The organism is Paenibacillus methanolicus, from assembly GCF_008124765.1.
In the GTDB taxonomy this organism is placed as follows: Bacteria; Bacillota; Bacilli; order Paenibacillales; family Paenibacillaceae; genus Paenibacillus_Z; species Paenibacillus_Z methanolicus.
This window is the reverse complement of sequence record NZ_VNHS01000014.1, coordinates 145,499-164,616: the sequence shown is the minus strand read 5'-3', so window position 1 is coordinate 164,616 and position 19,118 is coordinate 145,499. Positions and strand designations below refer to the sequence as shown.

Annotated in this window: 14 protein-coding genes; 1 reads left to right on the top strand and 13 read right to left on the bottom strand. The window is 60.1% G+C overall.

Annotated features, from left to right (window positions below; genetic code table 11):
- Positions 1 to 162: 162 nt before the first annotated feature.
- The 7 genes from BCM02_RS30960 to BCM02_RS30930 form a co-directional block, all read right to left on the bottom strand.
- Positions 163 to 4,689 carry an S-layer homology domain-containing protein gene (locus BCM02_RS30960; RefSeq protein ID WP_187434500.1) on the bottom strand — a complete coding sequence of 1,509 codons (4,527 nt, stop codon included), beginning with the start codon at positions 4,687 to 4,689 and terminating at the stop codon, positions 163 to 165.
- A 204-nt stretch (positions 4,690 to 4,893) separates the two neighbouring features.
- The gene (locus BCM02_RS30955; RefSeq protein ID WP_148933000.1) at positions 4,894 to 6,042 is read right to left on the bottom strand and encodes a response regulator; all 1,149 of its coding nucleotides are present in this window, start codon (positions 6,040 to 6,042) and stop codon (positions 4,894 to 4,896) included.
- The gene (locus BCM02_RS30950; protein WP_187434499.1) at positions 6,039 to 7,823 is read right to left on the bottom strand and encodes a sensor histidine kinase; all 1,785 of its coding nucleotides are present in this window, start codon (positions 7,821 to 7,823) and stop codon (positions 6,039 to 6,041) included. The genes BCM02_RS30955 and BCM02_RS30950 overlap by 4 nt, the downstream gene beginning before the upstream one ends.
- 247 nt (positions 7,824 to 8,070) lie before the next feature.
- Positions 8,071 to 9,555 carry a 23S rRNA (uracil(1939)-C(5))-methyltransferase RlmD gene (gene rlmD / locus BCM02_RS30945; protein ID WP_148932998.1) on the bottom strand — a complete coding sequence of 495 codons (1,485 nt, stop codon included), beginning with the start codon at positions 9,553 to 9,555 and terminating at the stop codon, positions 8,071 to 8,073.
- A gap of 72 nt (positions 9,556 to 9,627) precedes the next feature.
- The gene (locus BCM02_RS30940) at positions 9,628 to 10,548 is read right to left on the bottom strand and encodes a diacylglycerol kinase (protein WP_148932997.1); all 921 of its coding nucleotides are present in this window, start codon (positions 10,546 to 10,548) and stop codon (positions 9,628 to 9,630) included.
- A gap of 117 nt (positions 10,549 to 10,665) precedes the next feature.
- The gene (locus BCM02_RS30935) at positions 10,666 to 11,520 is read right to left on the bottom strand and encodes a sirohydrochlorin chelatase (protein WP_148932996.1); all 855 of its coding nucleotides are present in this window, start codon (positions 11,518 to 11,520) and stop codon (positions 10,666 to 10,668) included.
- A gap of 1 nt (position 11,521) precedes the next feature.
- Positions 11,522 to 11,812 carry a YerC/YecD family TrpR-related protein gene (locus BCM02_RS30930; protein ID WP_148932995.1) on the bottom strand — a complete coding sequence of 97 codons (291 nt, stop codon included), beginning with the start codon at positions 11,810 to 11,812 and terminating at the stop codon, positions 11,522 to 11,524.
- Positions 11,813 to 12,131: 319 nt separating this feature from the next.
- Between BCM02_RS30930 and BCM02_RS30925 the strand changes: the two genes are divergently transcribed.
- Positions 12,132 to 12,692 (top strand): hypothetical protein, encoded by a 561-nt coding sequence (locus tag BCM02_RS30925; protein ID WP_148932994.1) that lies wholly within the window; start codon positions 12,132 to 12,134, stop codon positions 12,690 to 12,692.
- Positions 12,693 to 12,929: 237 nt separating this feature from the next.
- Here the strand turns inward: BCM02_RS30925 and BCM02_RS30920 are convergent, their stop codons facing one another.
- From BCM02_RS30920 to BCM02_RS36425, 6 genes are all read right to left on the bottom strand, one after another.
- Positions 12,930 to 13,466, bottom strand: coding sequence for a hypothetical protein (locus BCM02_RS30920; RefSeq protein ID WP_148932993.1), 537 nt, complete (start codon positions 13,464 to 13,466; stop codon positions 12,930 to 12,932).
- 139 nt (positions 13,467 to 13,605) lie between these two features.
- Positions 13,606 to 14,601, bottom strand: coding sequence for an inorganic phosphate transporter (locus BCM02_RS30915; protein WP_148932992.1), 996 nt, complete (start codon positions 14,599 to 14,601; stop codon positions 13,606 to 13,608).
- Between the two features lie 20 nt (positions 14,602 to 14,621).
- The gene (locus BCM02_RS30910) at positions 14,622 to 15,233 is read right to left on the bottom strand and encodes a DUF47 domain-containing protein (protein WP_148932991.1); all 612 of its coding nucleotides are present in this window, start codon (positions 15,231 to 15,233) and stop codon (positions 14,622 to 14,624) included.
- A 301-nt stretch (positions 15,234 to 15,534) separates the two neighbouring features.
- On the bottom strand, positions 15,535 to 16,626 hold the full coding sequence (locus BCM02_RS30905) for a DUF3048 domain-containing protein (protein ID WP_148933029.1): 1,092 nt from the start codon (positions 16,624 to 16,626) through the stop codon (positions 15,535 to 15,537).
- Positions 16,627 to 17,122: 496 nt separating this feature from the next.
- Entirely contained in the window at positions 17,123 to 18,547 is a 1,425-nt protein-coding gene (locus tag BCM02_RS30900) for a sensor histidine kinase (protein ID WP_148932990.1), read from the bottom strand.
- Positions 18,544 to 19,101, bottom strand: a complete 558-nt coding sequence (locus BCM02_RS36425; protein ID WP_148933028.1) for a winged helix-turn-helix domain-containing protein — start codon at positions 19,099 to 19,101, stop codon at positions 18,544 to 18,546. Before BCM02_RS36425 ends, BCM02_RS30900 begins: the two co-directional genes overlap by 4 nt.
- Positions 19,102 to 19,118 lie beyond the last annotated feature (17 nt).

Genomic DNA, 19,118 nt, shown 5'->3' with positions numbered 1-19,118 from the left:
ATTTCATGGATTTCCGCGTATTAAGGGATACGCAGCGGCAAGAAAAAAGAAGCTGCCGCGATCATCATCATCGATGACGTTCAGGACAGCTCCCCGCTCCTTCTCGCTACTCTACTCCATCCATCATACTCTGAAATGCCCTTCCATGCAGCACCCTTGTTGCTACTTGCTCGCGCGCGCCAACAACTTCAGCAGCACGTTGACCGCTTCGGCTCTCGTAGCCAGGTCTTGAGGGGCGAAAATATTCCCGGCTTTGCCTTGCACAATCCCGCTGCGCTTCAAGTAGCCCACGCTGCCTTTGGCCCATGTCGGAATACCCTCATCGTCCGCAAAGCCGGTCGCGGCCTGCGCTGTATCCGACTGTCCTGCCGCCTTGGCTAGCATGGCGGCCATCTCCGCCCGCGTAATCTCCGCATTCGGACGGAAGCTGCCGTCCGCATAGCCTGTGATGATGCTTAATTCCACCGCCTGCGCGATGGCCGTCCGCGCCCAAGCTCCGATGGTCGCCGCATCCGCGAATTGCAGCGTCGTTCCTTGGACTTGCGGCTGGAGCGCATTCATGAGCATGACCGCAAACTCCGCGCGCGTCACGGTTTGCCCTGGTCTGAACGTACCGTCTTGGTAGCCTTTGACGATGCCTTCGCCGATGGCTTGCTTGATCGCCGCCTCCGCCCAGTGCCCGGAGATGTCGCGCATGGTATTCGTCGGCTGCGGGTCCGTCGTCTCCGTGACCGCTCGGTCTACGGCGAATACCGCGAACTTCGTGAAATGGTCGACTTCTACCGTAATGCGATCGCCGGCCACCTTGCCGCCCTCGACTTTCACCCACGCCTTGTTCACTTCGTCATAGTAGAACACCGCCGGTTCTTGTTCCTTGCCTAGGCTTGCAGCATCGAAAGCAAAGGTCAACGTGACCGGTACGCTGAAATTGCCCGCGATGTTCTTCAGAATCTCGAAAATCGGGCTGGCCAGCCCATCGCGGTCGGTGAGCAGCGCCTTCGCTTCTGTTACTTTGGCCATCGTAATTCGCAGCTCTTGGTCCGCTGCGCCCGCCGGAATGGAGACGCTCGCGGTACCGTCCAAACTCACCTCGCCCGTCGTTCCGACCGGAAGCGTTAGGGTACCGTCCGCGGAGCGCACCGGCGTTGGCGTCGGGTTCGTTGACGTGTTCCCACCGCCTTCGCCGCCAGTTGGCGCGGTTGGGGCCGCCGTTACGGTAATCGTGGCCGATCCCTTGTGGCTCGCTTCAAAGGTTGACGTGGCCGTTACGGTATAATTACCGACTGCCGCATCGGCCGCCACCGTCACCAAACCATTGGCATCGACGGCGACTTTCGGATTGCTGCTGGTCCAGGTTACGGTTCGCGGCGCTCCGCCTCCTACGGTCACGGTTGCCGTCAGCTGACCGGTGGCGCCTTGAACGATCGTGGCCGTGGCCGGACTTACCGTTACGCTCGTCACCTCGCCCACATTCAACTTCGCTGTTGCCTGAGAAGCCAGCGCGCTTGCCGTGGCCGCCGTTCGTACGTGCAGCTTGTCGTTCGGAGCTACTGAGACGTCCAGCACAGCCGTTCCCGCCGCAATCGGAGACGACACCGTCTGCCAGGTTGCCCCGCCATCTCGGCTGTATTCCATCGTAATGGCAGCGCCCACGAGTTTCACGGCTGCCTTCCCGCCGGACATATCCGCCGATACGCCGCTCGGCGCTACCGCAGCCGGCGCTACATGGATCGCCTTCGTCGCCGCGCTCGCTAATTCACTCGCTGTCGCTTTCACGCGTAATTGGACGACTTCTCCGCCGACAAATTCATGCGACGTATTGGTCGCCGTTGCATCCGCCCATGTCGTACCGTTGTTCGTGCTGTATTCCTGCTGCGCCGTCGTACCCGTAATCTGGTTCGACGCCACGTCGACACCTACGCCGCTCGGCGCTCCCGCCGCCGACGCGATGCGGATCGCCGTCGTTGACGCGCTCGCCAGTTCGCTGGCGGTCGCTTTCACGCGCACTACGACCGATTCACCCCCGACAAAATTATGCGAGGTCGCGCTGGCCGATGCATCCGCCCACGTTGCGCCGTTGTTCGTGCTGTATTCCTGCTCTTCTGTCGTACCGGTAATCTGGTTCGCCGCCACGTCGACGCTTACGCCGCTCGGCGCTCCCGTAGCTAGCGCGATGTGGATCGTTGTCGCTGCGCTCGCCAGTTGGCTGGTGGTAGCTTTCTCTCGTACTTGGATCGATTCTCCGCCGACAAAATTGTACGAGGTCTTGGTCGCCGTTGCATCCGCCCAAGTTGCGCCGTTATTCGTACTGTATTCCTGCTGCGACGTCGTTCCCGTAATTTGATTCGCCGCCACGTCGACACCTACGTCGCTCGGCGCTCCCGCAGCCGGCGCTACATGGATCGCCGTTGTCGTCGCGCTCGCCAGTTCGCTGGCGGTTGCTTTCACGCGCACAAGGATCGCTTCTCCGCCGACAAATTCATGCGACGTATTGGTCGCCGTTGCATCCGCCCATGTCGTACCGTTATTCGTACTGTATTCCTGCTGGGCCGTCGTACCGGTAATCTGGTTCGCCGCCACGTCGACGCCTACGCCGATCGGCGCTGCCGCCACCGGCGCGATCGACGCCACTAGACGATAATTCGTCGGTTGGGCTGCCACTCGAACATAGATTGGTCCGGCTGCAAATGTCACCTCAGTCTGCGTATCGCTTGCGGTCGTCCACGTCCCGTCCGTTCCGTCTGTGGAGTCCACGCTATATTCCATCGCCGCTGTTGTACCGGTGATGATGCCGCCTCGGACATCGAGGCCTACGCCGGACAAGTCCAGCGTTACCTGGATCGTCGCCATCCCGATTTTGCTGCCGTCCGCGGTGGAAGTCGCCGTCAGGGTGTAGTCCCCGGGCGCTGCATGCGCGGCGACCGCCGCGAGACCGTTCGCGTCCACAGTTACACTCGCGTTGTCGCTGCTGCTCCAGGTTACGGTAGTCGCCGCTCCGCCCACCACGGTCACTGCCGCGGTCAACTGCTGCGCCGCTCCCGTCGCTACATTCGACGCGGCCGGACTTACGCTGACGCCAATGACGGCTGGCGGGGCCACGGCTGCCTTCAAGTAAGGATAGCCATTATTATAAACCGGATCGATCCCCCAGGCCCCACCGCCGTCCGCGAAATCGAATCCGGCGTACGTCGATTGCAGCTTCATATCATCCGCGGATTTTTTCGTCCCGATCCCATTGTTCATCTCGATGTCGTAATAACTGTTATTGTTCATCCCCACTTCAAACTGATCCCCTGCGAAGCCGCCTAGATTCCAGCCCCCGGTTAGACTTCCCGTCGCGTAGCTGCTGTAGACAAGACCGCGATTCACGCCGATCAAGCCGCCGATATTGCTATTGCCGCTCACGCTTCCCGCTGCATAGCTATCGTTGATCCGGCCGAAGTGCACGCCGACCAAGCCGCCGACCTGGTTGCCTCCGCCCGACAAGTTTGACTTGGCATAGCTGCTGATGATGTCCCCGTTATTCGAGCCTACGAGTCCGCCGATGTATTTATCGCCGGCTTGAACCGTCACGGCGGCATAACTGTTCCTGATCGGGGCGTAATGCATATTCGTCCCGACCAATCCGCCCACGTAGGTGTTCCCTTTCACGCTTCCCGTCACATAGCTGTTGCTGATGGTGCCTTTGCTAAATCCAACCAGACCGCCTACATAGGCATTCCCGTCAATCGCGACGTCCTCCAGCTTCATATTGGCAAGCACCCCAAACCCGCCAAGAAAACCGACTAAACCGATGCCGATGTCGCTTGGTCGGGTAATGGTCATTCGTCTGATCGTATACCCGTTCCCGTCCAGATGCCCCTGGAATGGCGCATCCATGTCGTTTGCGATCGGCACCCAGCCTTCGAAGGAGGCGTAGCCGCTCAGATCGATATCCGCGGTCAGCTTATAATACACGTCGCGCCCCAGCTGATAGCGGACTTTATTGAGATGATCCGCGGTCGCAATCTCATAAGGACTGCTTGCCGTGCCCACTCCGAATTGGATCCCCTCGATGGTCACGATTTGATTGTAAGGCGACGCCCCGCTGTCCGCGAATGCCCCTTCGTCGATCACGATGACGTTGTCCGATCCGGCTAACGCCTGCTCGAAAGTGATGGTCAACGAGCTCGACGACGGCGACGATGTGAGATTCGAGACGATATCGTTCTCCCCCAGCGGCGAGAAGACCGACTCTCCCGTTCTCCGCACGGTCATTTTGCTTCTCAAATCCGCTAACGTGCCCGCCTGCGCGGCATACACCTTAAACGTAATCGCCACGCTCCGATGGTCGCCGCTGCCGACCGCGCTCACGCCGCTACCCAGCTGCAGGTTGCGAATATCGCAAGACTTCACGATGCCCACCGCCGGATCCGCCACCTCGAGCGCCGCAGCCGAACACGTCACGGCGCCGTTAATTACTTTCTTCACGTAGCTGCCGTCTGCCCCGAATCGGATTTCCTTCGTCCCCGCGGCGGCGCATGTCTCCCCTTCATTCGCGCAATGCGTCCAACCGCCGCTATCGTCTGCCGATGCCGGCGCCGGAATGGATGACGACAACAGGATTAGGACCATCAGTCCCATTACAATGCGTACCGTTACGCCTTTCATCCACGTTCGCGCGGCACCGGATACTCTTTTCTTCACCATGTTCTGCTTACGCTCCTCTTGATGGGATGACCCCATGTACATAAACGAACCTCCGTCCTCTGCTTAACGCGAAGCTTGCTGATGCTAGCCCCGCGAATCCATCGTTAGGGCAAGTATACGAAACCCGGCTAAAAGAATAATGAAAGATTCGGCCGGCAAACGAAAAAACCGCGCAGCATCGAGCTTCGCGGTCGTGCATGACGGCTATTCTTTTCCTTGGCCAAACCCGATGACGCGCGTATCATAAAAGCGAACCAGCTCCTCCGACGGACGGATGCCGAGCTCCGCGTCGAGCAGCCGGACATACCCGGCATATTGCGCCATGAAGCCTTTCTTGTCGCTTCTCATCTCGTGCGTGATCAGGAGCAGACGGACGACGGATTCATCCAGCGGATTGCGTTCATGGAGCTTGACCAGCAGCGGGGACGCCGCCGCCGCGTCTTGCAGCGCAATCAGCGTCAAGGCGAGCCTCTGGGCAAACGAGGCGTACAATCGCGCATAACGCTCCGTCTCGCTAATGGCCCACACGTAGCCTTTGTCTCCGAATAGATCGCCGGCGTAGAGCCGCTCGGCTTCCATGGCGTTCTCGATATTCGCGGCATCGATGAGCGGGAGCGCGTCCGCTTGTCGAGCGAATTCGATGTAGTCGATAACGGGATCGCTCAAATCGATCGCATACCCGTCGTTCTCAGAGCGCACGGCCTCGCGCAGCCCCAGCGGCGCAAGCGATTTGCGCAGCTGATACACCGTCGTATTCAGGTAGTTCTCCGCATTCGTCTGGTCCATGCCGCCGAAAATATCCGCGATGAGCCGCGAACGCGGAATGCGCCTGCTATGGTGAAGCAGCAAGTAGGCGAACAGCTCCGCGCATTTGCGGGAAATCCATTTGACGCGGACCGTGCCGTTCCTGACCGAAACGTCTCCGAGCACCGTAACCGTCACGCGTTCGTCCCGCGGAGCCGCCGGCGACGCGAACGACGACGATCGGAACGCTTGCCAATTCGCCAACGCCCGGTTGACCGTCCGCTGCAATCGCTCTTGGGACACCGGCTTGACCAAATAATCGAGCGCGGACAGTTCGAATGCTTCCAAGGCGAAATCCTTATGCGAGGTGACGAAGACGATCTGCAGCAACCCGACTGGTTCCAGCCTGGCCGCGAACGCCATGCCGTCTTCGTCCTTCATGGAGATGTCGATGAACGCCAGCCCCACGTCCGGGTTCCCGCGCAAGAACGCCTCCGCCGACTTCGTCTCCGTGAAAGCCCCCGCTACTTGAATGCCGGGCAGTTTGTGTAACATTTTGCGCAAAATTAGATGCATCGTCGGCTCATCGTCGACGAGTATGACTTTCATCCGCCATCGCCTCCCCCTACATCGCCTGATGCGTCCCCGTCACCGGAAGAGCGAGGCAAGGTGAACGAAAAGGTCGTGCCCCGTCCGGGTACGCTGTCGAACCAAAGACTGCCGCCATGGATGCGCGCGAATTCGTTCGCCAATACCAGCCCGAATCTCGCGCTCCCCGTATCGTCGCCGGCGGCCGGCATGCTCGCGAACGGTCCGTCCAAGCGTATCGCGGCTGCCGTCGATTCCTCGATCCCCGATCCGTTGTCGCGCACGGACACCACGACGAGCTCTCCTTCCGATACGGCGCCGATCTCGATCGTTCCGCCGGTCCCCGTATGTTTGATCGCATTCGATAGCAAATTGCGCAGAATCAGATCCAGCATTTCCTTGTCCGCCCGGACCATGATATTCTCGCCGATGCGCTCGGTTAGCGTGATCTGCTTCATGCCCGCCTTATGTCCCGCAAGCGAGATCGACTGGCGAACCACCTGCCGCAAATTCCAGCCTAGCGGCCGAAAGACGATTCGTCCATTCTGATTGCGGTACCAATCGAGCAGATTCTCGACGAGCTGGAATGTATTTTGCACCTGGCCTTGCAGCCCGTGGAACACCTCCGCATGCTCGACGCCGGAAGCCTCGAGCTCCTCCCCCAGCAATTCGGTCAAGCTGACGAGGTTGGCGATCGGATCGCGAATGTCGTGCGCCACGACGGTGAACAGCTTGTCTTTGAAGGCGTTCAGCTCGGACAGCTGCCTCGCGCTTGTCTGCAGCCGGACCTCGTTCTCCTTCAATTCCGTAATATCGCTGAGCAGCAGCATTTTGCCGATCGGCGTGCCTGAATCATAGATGAACGATAAGCTGCAATGATAGTGCTTGCTGCGACTCGCTTGCGCGCGACGGAACGGAAAACGCTCATCCCCGATGACTGCGGCGCGAACTCGCTCCACGACCTCCGGACTGCCGGACAGCACCCCCCCGACATCGGCGGGGTAATGCTTCGTCAATCCCAGCTCCGGAAAGACGCCCTCGGCCGCTGCGTTGTAGCTGACGATCTGATCCTTATAATCCAGCAGAATGACGCCGTCCCGGATCGTGTCGAACACTTGGGTCAGCGCAAGGGGCGTGAAGCGCAGCAGGTTGAAGCGTAAGATCCCCCACGCATAGACGATCCCGGACACCGCGAACCCGAACGGCGTCAGATCGACGGTAACCCCGAACCAGAACAAGCTGTTGAACAGCATCGGCACGGCCGCGCCCATCACGAGCACGACGATCTGCTTGCGCACGACCCGCGACGACCGCCAATACATGGGGATGAACAGCAGAAATCCGCTTAAGATCACCAAATAGTTGTAGAGGGTATGGATCCGGTACCAAGTGCCTTTGATCGTCGTGTATAGCGGGACCCGGGCGTCTTCGTTCAAGAGATAGCGCTCGTACACTAGATGGTGCGCCTCATTCGTCAAATGCAGGATAAACACCGCCGCGGGGATGGCGAAGAGGACGACCGCCAGCCGCTTGCGATAACCGGCCGCCGTCCCGGTGAATTGAATGACTTGAAAAAACCAGAGCGTCGAGACGAACGGGATTCCCACGTATTCGATCTGCAGCGCCAGCTTCATTTCGCGCAGATTATCGCTTAGCACCTCGAAGGCATAACCGGACGCGTAAAAAGCCGCCCCGATCATGATCAGCATCATCGTCCTGGCGACCGGCATATGCCGCTGTTGGTAAGACAGGAAGGCGACGTATGCCATTGCGCCCGCCGCGAGGAATAGCAGTATCGCCATGAATTGTATCGTATCTACGGCCGCGGCCCCCCTGTAGGATAACATCCGAATCAACGGGTCTTACGACCCTGTTCTTGTTCATCGTACCATCGTTTATATGTCCTGAGAATCACGAGTTTTGGCAAGTCCGCCCCCCGTGGAAGTACCTTCCATATGGGCGAGTGCATCCGTTGACCTCGGGGCAAAAAGAAAGACAGCCGAATCGTGCGGCTGTCCCTGAATTTCCCTATATAGGCTTGCGATTCGGCTACTCCCTGACCAGCACGGCCACGCTCTCCACGTGCACCGTCCACGGGAACATGTCCACCGGCTGCACCTCGGTCGTCCGGTAACCGCCGTCCTCCAGCACGCGCAGGTCGCGGGCCAGCGTCGACGGGTTGCAGGACACGTAGACGACGCGCCGCGGCTTCATCGCGAGGATCGTCTCCAGCAGCGCCGGGTCGCAGCCCTTGCGCGGCGGATCGACGCAGATGACGTCCGGCACGATGCCTTCCTTGCGCCAGCGCGGAATGACGACCTCGGCTGCGCCCGCCTCGAAGTCGGCGTTCGCGATGCCGTTCAGCGCCGCGTTGCGCTTCGCGTCCTCGATCGCCTCCGGCACGATCTCGACGCCGTACACATGGCCGGCCTGGCGCGCCAGGAACAGCGAGATCGTCCCGATGCCGCAGTACGCGTCGATGACGTTCTCCGTCCCTGTCAGCCCCGCGTACTCGACCGCCTTGCGGTACAGCGCGATCGTCTGCAGCGGATTGACCTGGTAGAACGAACGCGCCGAGATCGCGAAGCGGATGCCGTCCAGCTCGTCATAAATGACGTCGCTGCCCCACAGCGTCTTCGTCTCGTCGCCGAAAATAACGTTCGTCGTCCGCATGTTGATGTTCTGCACGATGCTCGTCACTTTCGGCAGCGCCTCGCGGATGCCCGCGAGCCAACGGTCCAGCTGCGGTATACGGTATCCGTTCGTAACCAGCACGACCATGACCTCGCCGGTCACGAAGCCGACGCGCGTCATGACGTGGCGCAGCAGGCCGCGCCCGGTCTCCTCGTTGTATACGGTAACGCCGAGCTCGCGGCCGATCCGCTTCACCTGCGCGACGACTTCGTCGTTGCGCTCATGCTGGATCAAGCACGCGTCCATGTCGATGATGCGATGGCTGCCGCTCGCGTAGAAGCCGCCGATCAGCTGGGACGCCCCCGCCGCGCCGATCGTCTCGGCCGCGACCGGTCCCATGCCCATCGGGACCGATGCTTTGTTGCGGTAGCGCCAAGGTTCGTCCATGCCGACGGTCGGATGGACGAGAATGCCTCCGCCCGCGCTCGCCGCGCCTTGGGACGGAGCGTCTGTCGCGCCGCCATCCTTCGCGCCCGCCTTCGGCGCCGCCTCACCGTCCACGGCCAGCTTCCCGATGCGTACCAGGTTGTCGACGACGTGCTGCCGCTTCCAACGCAGCTGGGCCGCGTAGTCCATATGCTGCAGCTGGCAGCCGCCGCACTGCTTGTAGATCGGGCACGGCGCGTCGACGCGGTCCGGGCTCGCGATCTCATGCTCCATCAGCTTGGCGTAGCCGTACTGCTTCTTCACCTTCAGCACCTTGGCGCGCACGCGCTCGCCGGGCAGCGCCCCTCGTATAAAAAGGGTAAAGCCTTGTTCGCGCCCTACCCCTTCGCCTTCATGCGTCAGCCCGACGATATCGACCGTGACGACGTCGTTCTTATTTACCGGTATGCTCATGCCAATCTCCAGTCTTGTATTCGTTAGTCCTCTCGCTCCGCGCGCCCGGACCAGCCGGGCGCGCGGCCAACGTTATCGCAGCTTATACGTCGATTCTCCCGCCTCGTCCACGAAAATATTCAAGTGCCGCGGCAAATTCGTGAACGTACAAGGCAGCGTGCCGCCGTATTCGCCGTCGAGGTTCAGCTGCACATAGTCCGGCGTCGTCACCGACAGCTGGCGCGTCTGGAAGTGGATGACGTGCGGATCGTTGAAATGCTCGCCGCGCAGCGCCATCGTCGCGATCCGGATGAATTCCGGCAGGTTGCACTTGCGCAGCACGACCACGTCGAACAAACCGTCGTCGAGAATCGCTTCTTGGGCCAGCTTCTCGAAGCCGCCTACGGAGTTGCTGTTGCAGATGAGGAACATCATGAATTCTTCGTGCAGTTCGCCGATCTCCTCGGCCTTCAGAATCAGCTCGGTCGGCCGAAGGCGCGTCATCTTCTCGAGGCCCTTCATATAATAGGCCAACTGGCCGATCATCGTCTTCAGCTTGCTCGGCACCTCGTACGTCAGCTCGGTCAACGAGCCGCCCCCCGCGATGTTGATGAAATACCGCGAGTTGGCCTGCCCGACGTCGATCGGCCGCGTGTACTGCTGCGTGATCAAGTCGCAGGCGTATTCCCAATGCTTGGGGATGCCCAGCGCCCGCGCGAAATCGTTCGTCGTCCCGAGCGGCAGAATGCCCAGCGGCGGGCGGCTCTCCTTCTGCGCCAAGCCGTTGATGACCTCGTACAGCGTCCCGTCGCCGCCGGCCGCGATGATCATGTCGAACCCGCGGTCTGCCGCTTCGGCCGCCGCGATCGTCGCATCGCCCTCGCTCTCGGTCGCATGGCAGCTCGTCTCGATGCCGCCGCGCTCAAGCTTCTGCAGAATATCCGGCAGCCGCCGCTTCATCTCTTCCCGGCCCGAGGTCGGGTTATAAATCAATCTTGCCCGTTTAATCTCCATCCCTGGCACCTCCGGTACCCTTCACCTTACTAGATAACATCCAATGTTCTCTATATTACGCTTATTCCGCGGCAGTCTCAAGCGAGCCCGGCCGCCCCTCGTTATTACCCGATCTTGCTATAAAATATGTCCGTCTCGCCCGTTCAGATACAACTCGATCTGCGATACCATCCAGCGCAAAATACCGGGGTTCGGCAGCATCGGCCGCCCGTTGTACCGGTAGGCGAGCCCTTCCAACCTGCCCGGAACCAGCTTCTGCGTGAAGTAGCCGTCGCTCAGGAAGAGCGGCGCGACGATGACGTCAAGCTCCGGGCGCTCGCGCAGCAGCGCCGACAGCCGTTCGGCCGCCTGATCCGGCAGCAGCATCGCGTACGCGGCCTCGGCGAAGCCGCCGATCGTCCGCATCTGCTCCGCCAGCCGCGACAGCCCAAGCCGCCAGCGATCGTGGAAGATCTCTTCCTTGGAGCCGTGCGCCACGAGCAGCAGCGCTTCCCGCTCCGGCGACTCGGACAGCTCGCGGATGTTCCCGAGCAGCACCTCCGCGATCTCCGCCTGATCGTCGATCGGCGTGCCGAACCGCACGCGCGCGGCGGGACTTAAGCGGAAGCGGCCGAGCTCGCCTTCGCGGTCCGGCGAGACCGGCGGCAAGCCGAAGCCTTGGGCGATGTCGTCCACATGCGTGCTTCCGGACGACACAAAGAGCGGAAGGACGTAGAGTTCCGTTACGCCTTCCGCTTCTAGTCGGTCTATGCCGTCTTGGATGAGACGGCCTTCTACGATCTCCAGGAACGACGATACGATCGGCGTACCTGATTCGAGTGCGCCGGCGTCCGAGCCTTCGGCGCGCTCCGCCGCATCCAGCAGCCGAAGCGACAGCGCGGAGGCGACGCTCGCCACCGCTTCGTCGATGAGCGTCACCCAGCTATCGTCCCGCGAACCATGGCTAATCACGAGAATGCCCCGGTTGCTCATGTTAACGCCCCGCGCGCTCCAGCGCCATTTTGTACCCGTCGTTGCCGTAGTTCAGGCATCGCTTCACGCGCGAGATCGTCGCCGTGCTCGCGCCCGTCTCCGCCTCGATCTGATTGTACGTGCAGCCCTTGCCGAGCATGCGCGCCACTTCCAGCCGTTGGGAGAGCGATTGGATCTCGTTCACCGTGCACAGATCATCAAAGAAAATATAGCATTCTTCCACCGATTTGAGCGTCAATACCGCTTCGAATAATTGGTCGATCGTTTTATCGTTCAGCTTCTTCAGCTGCATGAAAGGTCACATCCCTATAAGAACTATGCAATTAATTGTATTCGCTTTCCCCATACTTTTCAAGCATTACAGTATTCACGCTTTACAGAATAGAAGAACTGCAGTGCCCATTCCTGCGCTGTGAAACGGATTGTCCGGTTGTTCGGCAGTCCCTTCAGCCTATAAGCATATAGGCTGTACTTATGAAGCGAGCCGTGCCGGACGCGCCCCGCGCAAGGCAAGCGCGGAAATTTCTATGCCGTACCCGGGCATTCGTCCAGACCGAATAGACCCTTATCCCATAGACTAACAGCAAAACGTGAAAAAGGTTGTGATCCGCGTGAAATACCGTAACGACCCTTCCGTCAGCGGCTTCCAGCAACCGTTCGGAGGACAAAGTCCTTATCCGGGCATCAGCGACCCGTTCTTCCAGGCGCCCGGTCTAGGCAGCGCCCCGACGCCGTTCAGCCCGACGATCGAAACGAATATTCCGCAGCTCCCCGTTAATACGTCTGTCGACGCGCTCCCCGCCGCAACCGCGGCCGAAGCGCTCGAATCGGCGGCCCCTGCCGCGACCAAGGCCAGCGGCTTCTCGCTCGCCAGCATCGGCGGCAACATCAAGGACCTCCAAGGTCTCGTGGACCGCATGGGCGGTCTCGACGGCATTCTGAGCACCGTGCAAAAGGTGCAAAAGGTCGTCTCGAGCGTGCAGCAGATGGCGCCGCTCATTAAAGTGCTCGCCGGCTCGATCGGCAAGAAGGGCGCCGCGGCGACGGCCGCCACGCTGGACGAGGAAGCCTTCGAAACGGCCGCGCCGAAGCGGAAGAAGCCCCGCAAGCGCGCCGGCGGCAAAAGCAAGCCGCTCGCGGCCGGCGGACCTCGCCGGCGTCCGCGCCGGTAACGAGGCACGAAGCAGGCGCGATCCGGCCAATCGCCGGCATGCGCGCCTCGTCTTCCGTCTTCATTAAACCGCACACAACGAAGACCGGAGCATCGCCCTTCAGGGCGGCTCCGGTCTCTCTTCGACTCTCCTTATCATCCGCTATCTGCCAGCAAATTGCAAGACTTCCGCCGGTCGATTCTGTGACAATTCCGGCCTCCGCAACGGCCGACCGCCGAACTCCGCCAGGCCCGCCGTCTATCTGGCGCGGCCCCGGCGCGTGAGCGGCAGCTTCATTTCCATCGCGATGGCTTTGCTGGCCGTATACTCCTGCTCTACCCGTCTGAAGATGCGCTCCTGCCATCCCTGGTACATATAGATGACGATCGAGATGCCGAACATAAGCGCAAACACTTGAATGTTGTTCAGATTCACCAGACTATACCACCGGCCTTCGAACAGGAACGGACTGAGCACGAACGCCTGAATCGCGTCAATGGCCAGGTTGGTCAGCAGAAACAGCCCCAAGTTCCGATACGCGAGCGCGAAAATCCACATCGTGCCGACGAAGAACGCCCCGTATACGAACGAGACGTTCGTAATGGTGCCCCACGGCACGATCCGCTCCGTCATCTCCCACCACCGGCGGACATACGCGATCTCGAAAATAATGGTGACGATGAGCGCCGTGAATACCGCGACGGGAACATACCGCTTGATCGTTTCCCCGCGCATCAAAAACAACGTTAGCCACGGTCCGATCAGAATCGCCCACAGCCAAATTTGATCCCACATGGTATGGTTGCCTCGCTCCGCTTGGTTTTGATAACCAGTATTGACGCGAGACGCGGCCTTTAAACGACCCCGCCGGTTCCCGTGTTAGGCCAGCGGCGGGCACAAAAAAACGGACCGCCTCCGCGGTCCGTCTACCAATTTACATAAAGAGCGCCATGATTCTGTACACGAGCGCCGCCAGGATAGCCGTAATCGGGATCGTGATGACCCAAGCGATGACGATCTTGCCCGCAAGCGCCCACTTGACGGCGGAGAAGCGCTTCGCGCTGCCGACGCCAAGGATGGCCGAGGTGATAACATGCGTCGTGCTGACCGGCAAATGCGTCAGCGTCGCCGTCATAATGACGGACGCGGACGTAATGTCGGCCGCGAAACCGTTGATCGGCTCGATTTTGAAAATCTTCGTGCCCATCGTCTTGATGATCTTCCAGCCGCCGACCGAGGTGCCAAGCGCCATCGCCGTCGCCGCGGACAGCTTAACCCAGAACGGTACGTCCAGCGTATCTTGCAGCTCCGCCGCCACGAGCGCGAAGGTAATGATTCCCATCGCCTTCTGCGCGTCGTTCGTGCCGTGCGTGAACGATTGGAACGCCGCCGTCAGAATCTGGCCGGTGCGGAAACCCTTGTTGATCTGATGCGGACTCGACTTCGCGAAGATCAGCTTTAGGATCCACATGACGATGAAACCAATCGTAAAGGCAATGAGCGGCGAGAGGATAAGTGCTTTCACGATATCGATGAACCCGCTGCCGTTGATGCCGGCGAATCCTTCCGCGCTGACGACGGCGCCCGCAAGCGAGCCGATGAGCGCATGGGAGGAAGACGACGGAATGCCAAACCACCACGTGAGCAAATTCCAGGCGATCGCGGCGATCAGCGTCGCGATGACGATCTCGACGCCGTTCTCAAGCTTCGCCGGATCGGCGACCGAGCCGCCGATCTTCTTCGCGACGCCCGTGAAGAGCATCGCGCCGACGAAGTTCATGACGGACGCGATGATGATCGCCATCCGCGGGGACAGCGCCCGCGTCGATACGCTCGTCGCGATCGCGTTGGCCGTGTCGTGGAAGCCGTTGATAAAATCAAAGGCTAATGCCAGGAAAATAACAATACCGACTAAAATATAGATATCCATGACCGTGGTCCACCTGCTCCTTAGCTGTTGCGCATAATGATTGTTTCGAGTGTGTTGGCCACGTCTTCACAGTAGTCGGTCGTTTGCTCCAGACGCTCGTAAATCTCTTTGCGCTTGATCAGCTCGATCGGATCTTTGACGTTCGCGAACAGGCTCTTGATGCAGACGCGCAGAATGTCGTCGGCCTGGTTCTCCAGCTCGTTGATCGCGATCGACGGCTCGCGGATCGCAAGCAGCTTCTTCTCGGTGAGCAGGTAGATCGCTTTCTTGATCTGCTGGGCGCTGCGGACCAGATTGTCCGCGAACAGCGTGATGTATTCGTCATGCTCCGTAATATGGTACATCTCGAAGCGCGACGCGCAAGCCTCGATGCCGTCGAGCACATCGTCAAGCGACGTCGTCAGCGCCATAATATCTTCGCGTTCGATCGGCGTGATGAACGTTTTGTTCAATTCCGTCAGAATCGTATGTACATGACGATCGCATGCGCTTTCGTATTCTTTCATGGTTTTGGCGAAATGCGTGACGTCCTGTATGTTCGAGACGTTCTTGGCGAAATATTCGACGGCTTCGAGCAATACGTCCGCCATCGCTTCAAGCGTGATGAAAAACACGTCTTTTTTCTTAAACATGGTTATCCCCTTCGCATCATGCAATTTACGTTGCCAGTTCTTGAAGACACTAAGACCGACAATATCTTAACATAGTTTACTACCCATTTGTTAAGGCATTGTAAAGGAATTATGACATTTTTTAATTTCTTTCATTTTTTAAGTAAGCGTTCAGCTTGCGTATCATTGCGGCTGCTCCCCTATTGTTTTCCTTTCGCGCTGATTTTAACCGCCGAGCCCTTTAGGATCTCATCATGCGGACGCTGGTCCGGGTACGCGAAAAAGCCGGCACGCACGATGCGAACCGGCTTGATAGCGCGATTTAGCTTAACGTGAAATGAGAGGCGAAGTCCGGCGAATTCGGAAGCACGTGGTAGAACGTCCGCCCCGGCACGAGCGGCAGTTCGCTGCCGTCCTTCATAATCCGGATGACGCCGTCGATCCCCCGCTCCCACTCGGCATCCACGGCCAATCCTTTCTGAATCAGCTTCGCCGGTCCGCCGGATTCCAGGTCGACTTCCAGTCGCCCGACGTTGTCGAGTACCTTGTGCGCGGTTCCCAATAGGACGAGGTTCGCCGCCTTCAGCTGCTCCTTGGTCGTCAGATCGATATGCGGCTCATTGTTGATCGACCGGGCGTACAAGCCGGTCGCCGCGTCGTACGCATAGGAGACATGGTAGGATTTCAGCATGAAGGAGATCTCCACCTTCGAGGCCGCGCCTCCCCCTGCCGTCCCGCCCGTCTCCGAGAACGGACGGACCGGGGCCGGCACGTCGCTGGCGTAGGCTTTCTTCAGCGCTCCCGCGCGGATCTTCTCCACATTCGAATACAGGTTGTGCGGCGCCTTGCGGAACGATTCGCGCCAGAAGTAGCTGCCCGCGTTCGTGATCTCGTCGAGATGCTCCTTATCCTGCCCCTGCAGGATCGCGTATGCATCGGGCGAACCGCCGGCATGCACGAGCACCCCGCCGTACGATTCGCCAAGCTCGATCAAATAGGGACGGATACTGCGGATCGGACCGATCGGATCCGTAAACTCGTCGCTCTGGAATATCGCGACAAGCCGCGTGATCCCGCCTTCGGCCAGCACTTCCCAGATGACGTCGGCATGCGGAAGCCCCGATTGCGGGCGGGCTTTGCCCATGTTATTGACCATGACCGCGATCGGGCGCGCGGTCACTTCATGGTCCGACGGCAAGCCGGTCAGCGGCGCGATGTAGCCGCCCGTCTCGGCTTCCTCCTCCGGAATCACCGACTCCGGCTGCGCCTCGTTGCCCGTATTGTTCGATTGCGATTGCTGCTCCGGGAGCGAGTTCAGCCCGCCGCCTTCGGAGCAGCCGGCGATGAGGACGAGGGCAAGCGCGCCGAGCGTCATCCAGCGCAGCGGATGTCGACGCGCGGCATTAGTAAACATGTTGGACAAGGAAGTGGTCCTCCTTCTTCGGCCTTGTTCGCCTGGCAATAACTAGAATACCCCTATTAAACCATAGGAAGACCGGGTTGTCTTCATTTTGTCCTCGCGGCCGATTGACTCGTATCCGGGCAGGTACGGCAGTAGCGGACGATCGCCGATTTCTCCGGCTGCGGATCGGGCCGGCAAGTCAATTGTTACCGCGGTTAACCTACGCGACGCGGTAGGCATACTGTACGTAACTCTCCTCACCTTGCTGGAACGAAAGGACGTGGATCTATGGCCGCGCTCGTGGATTTCGTGGTCGATCACTGGCTGCCTGTCTCGCTGGTTGTGCTCACCGCCCTGGCCATCGCCTATATAACGGCGAAACATAAAGCGCTGTTCTATAAAGAATAGCCATCGCACCGGAAATGCAATTTCCATGCGATGGCCTCTCTATGGGCGCGTATCGCGCTATGATGGGCGCGGCGACTTGGCGTCGATGCCGCATTCCTTACTAGATCGGCTCCGTCGTCTCTTCGGCCGCATGCTGCTCCATGAGCGGCAGCCGGAGCGTCACCGTCGTGCCTTCGCCCGGCACGCTGGCTAACTCTAGCGCTCCCCCGTGCAGCTCGATGATCTCCTTGCAAATCGCAAGGCCAAGTCCGCTGCCCGCGCGCTGGCTTTCGCCTTTATAGAACTTCTCCGTCACGTGAGGCAAATCGTCCTCCGCGATGCCTACCCCCGAATCCGCGATTCGAACGACGGCCTTCTCTTCCTCGCGCGTGACGGTTATCGCGACGGTTCCCCCTTTGGGCGTGAACTTGAGCGCGTTATCCAGCACGTTGATCAGCACTTGCTTGAGCCGGTTGGCATCGGCCATGACCAGCAACGGTCCGTCCGCCCCGTAATCCGCCGACAGCTGCACGCTCTCCCGCTGCGACCTTGCCACGAACTGGCGCACCGTCTCGCGCACGGGCGCCAGCATGTCGAGCGGCTCGGGATGCAGCACGATGTTCTTGGCGTACAGCTTGGAGAAATCGAGCAAGTCCTCGACGAGACCCGACAATCGCTCCGTCTCCCGGTCGATAATTTTGAGCCCCATCCGCACTTCCTCCACATCCGTCGGATCGCCCGATACGAGCGTCTCGCTCCAGCCCTTGATCGACGTGAGCGGCGTGCGCAATTCATGCGAGATGGACGAGATGAAGTCGTTCTTCAGCTTCTCCCTTCGCGTAATCTCCGCCGCCATCGTATTGAGCGTGTCGGCAAGCCGCCCGATCTCGTCGCGATTCTGGATTTTGGCCCGCTTCGTCCAGTCGCCTTCGGCCATCTGCTCCGCCACTTTCGTTAGATTGCGAATGGGCCGGGCGATCAGATTGGCCATCAAGACGCTCATGCCGAAGAACAATAGCACGACGACGAGCGCCCCGAAGATCGTCACGAGGATCATGTTGCGCACGATGTCGTCGATGCCCTTCAGCGAAGAGGTGTACCGAAAAAGCGCGACTACGCGCTGGTCTCGCATAAGCGGCACCGACACGGCGGCGACGCGTTCGTTCGTCACCGGGTCGGGCCCGCGCCAAATGCCGCGGTCGCCGCTCAGCGCCTGCTCGACGTCGGGGGTCGCCAGCATGCGTCCCTCGCCAGGCATACCGTCGCTGTCCACGACCAGCGCGCCCGCGTTGTCGAGGAGTTGCAGCCTGGATTTGCCTTCGGTCATATTCTGCAGCATGTACCGCGCCACCACGTGCATCGGGGCCACCGCGAGATTGCGGTTATGGAGCGCCGCTTCCGTCTCCGCCCGCTGGATGAGCGAAGAGGTCGCGCTGCCGTAGTAGTAGTTCCAGACGAGCGCCGCGAAGAGGGAGCCGAGCGTCACGACGACGAGCATGATCAGGATGCCGAAGCTCCACACCATTCGCGTCCGGATGCTGTTCATGCGCGGCCCCGGTTGAAGCGGTAGCCGAAGCCCCACAGCGTCTCGATATACATCGGATGCGACGGATTATCCTCGATTTTTTGGCGGATGCGGCGGATGTTCACGTCCACGATTTTCAGATCCCCGATAAAATGGCGTCCCCACACGGCGCTTAAAATATCGTCCCGGCTAAGGCCTTCCCCTTCGCGCTCCATCAACAGTTTCACCAGCGTCCATTCGGTCGGCGTCAGCACCACCTCTTCGCCGTTCTTCCATAAACGCCGCTGCACGGCCGACAGTCGGAACGGTCCCGCCTGCAGTTCATGGCGGCCGAACGGGGCGGAAGGATCGGCATTCGTCGTCGTATCGCCGGTCAGATGGCCGTCTGACGTCGTCGGTGCGGGAGGAGCAGACGGGTCACTGGCGCCGGCAGCGGCAGACTGCGAATGAGCGCGTCCATCCACGGTCTGCTCCGAATCAGGATCATGCGGAGCGGCGGAAGGCGTCGCGCTTGCCGGGGTAACGGCTTCCGCGGGTCCTTCGAGACCGGCGTTATCCGACCCCGGTCCAGACATCTGCCGGTCTGAACCGG

Bases quoted from the DNA above. Each gene is read 5' to 3' on its own strand.
- BCM02_RS30910 (WP_148932991.1), bottom strand. From the start codon at position 15,233: ATGTTTAAGAAAAAAGACGTGTTTTTCATCACGCTTGAAGCGATGGCG.
- BCM02_RS36425 (WP_148933028.1), bottom strand. From the start codon at position 19,101: ATGTCTGGACCGGGGTCGGATAACGCCGGTCTCGAAGGACCCGCGGAA.
- BCM02_RS30900 (WP_148932990.1), bottom strand. From the start codon at position 18,547: ATGAACAGCATCCGGACGCGAATGGTGTGGAGCTTCGGCATCCTGATC.
- rlmD (WP_148932998.1), bottom strand. From the start codon at position 9,555: ATGAGCATACCGGTAAATAAGAACGACGTCGTCACGGTCGATATCGTC.
- BCM02_RS30915 (WP_148932992.1), bottom strand. From the start codon at position 14,601: ATGGATATCTATATTTTAGTCGGTATTGTTATTTTCCTGGCATTAGCC.
- BCM02_RS30940 (WP_148932997.1), bottom strand. From the start codon at position 10,548: ATGGAGATTAAACGGGCAAGATTGATTTATAACCCGACCTCGGGCCGG.
- BCM02_RS30955 (WP_148933000.1), bottom strand. From the start codon at position 6,042: ATGAAAGTCATACTCGTCGACGATGAGCCGACGATGCATCTAATTTTG.
- BCM02_RS30960 (WP_187434500.1), bottom strand. From the start codon at position 4,689: ATGGTGAAGAAAAGAGTATCCGGTGCCGCGCGAACGTGGATGAAAGGC.
- BCM02_RS30930 (WP_148932995.1), bottom strand. From the start codon at position 11,812: ATGCAGCTGAAGAAGCTGAACGATAAAACGATCGACCAATTATTCGAA.
- BCM02_RS30905 (WP_148933029.1), bottom strand. From the start codon at position 16,626: ATGTTTACTAATGCCGCGCGTCGACATCCGCTGCGCTGGATGACGCTC.
- BCM02_RS30920 (WP_148932993.1), bottom strand. From the start codon at position 13,466: ATGTGGGATCAAATTTGGCTGTGGGCGATTCTGATCGGACCGTGGCTA.
- BCM02_RS30935 (WP_148932996.1), bottom strand. From the start codon at position 11,520: ATGAGCAACCGGGGCATTCTCGTGATTAGCCATGGTTCGCGGGACGAT.
- BCM02_RS30950 (WP_187434499.1), bottom strand. From the start codon at position 7,823: ATGGCGATACTGCTATTCCTCGCGGCGGGCGCAATGGCATACGTCGCC.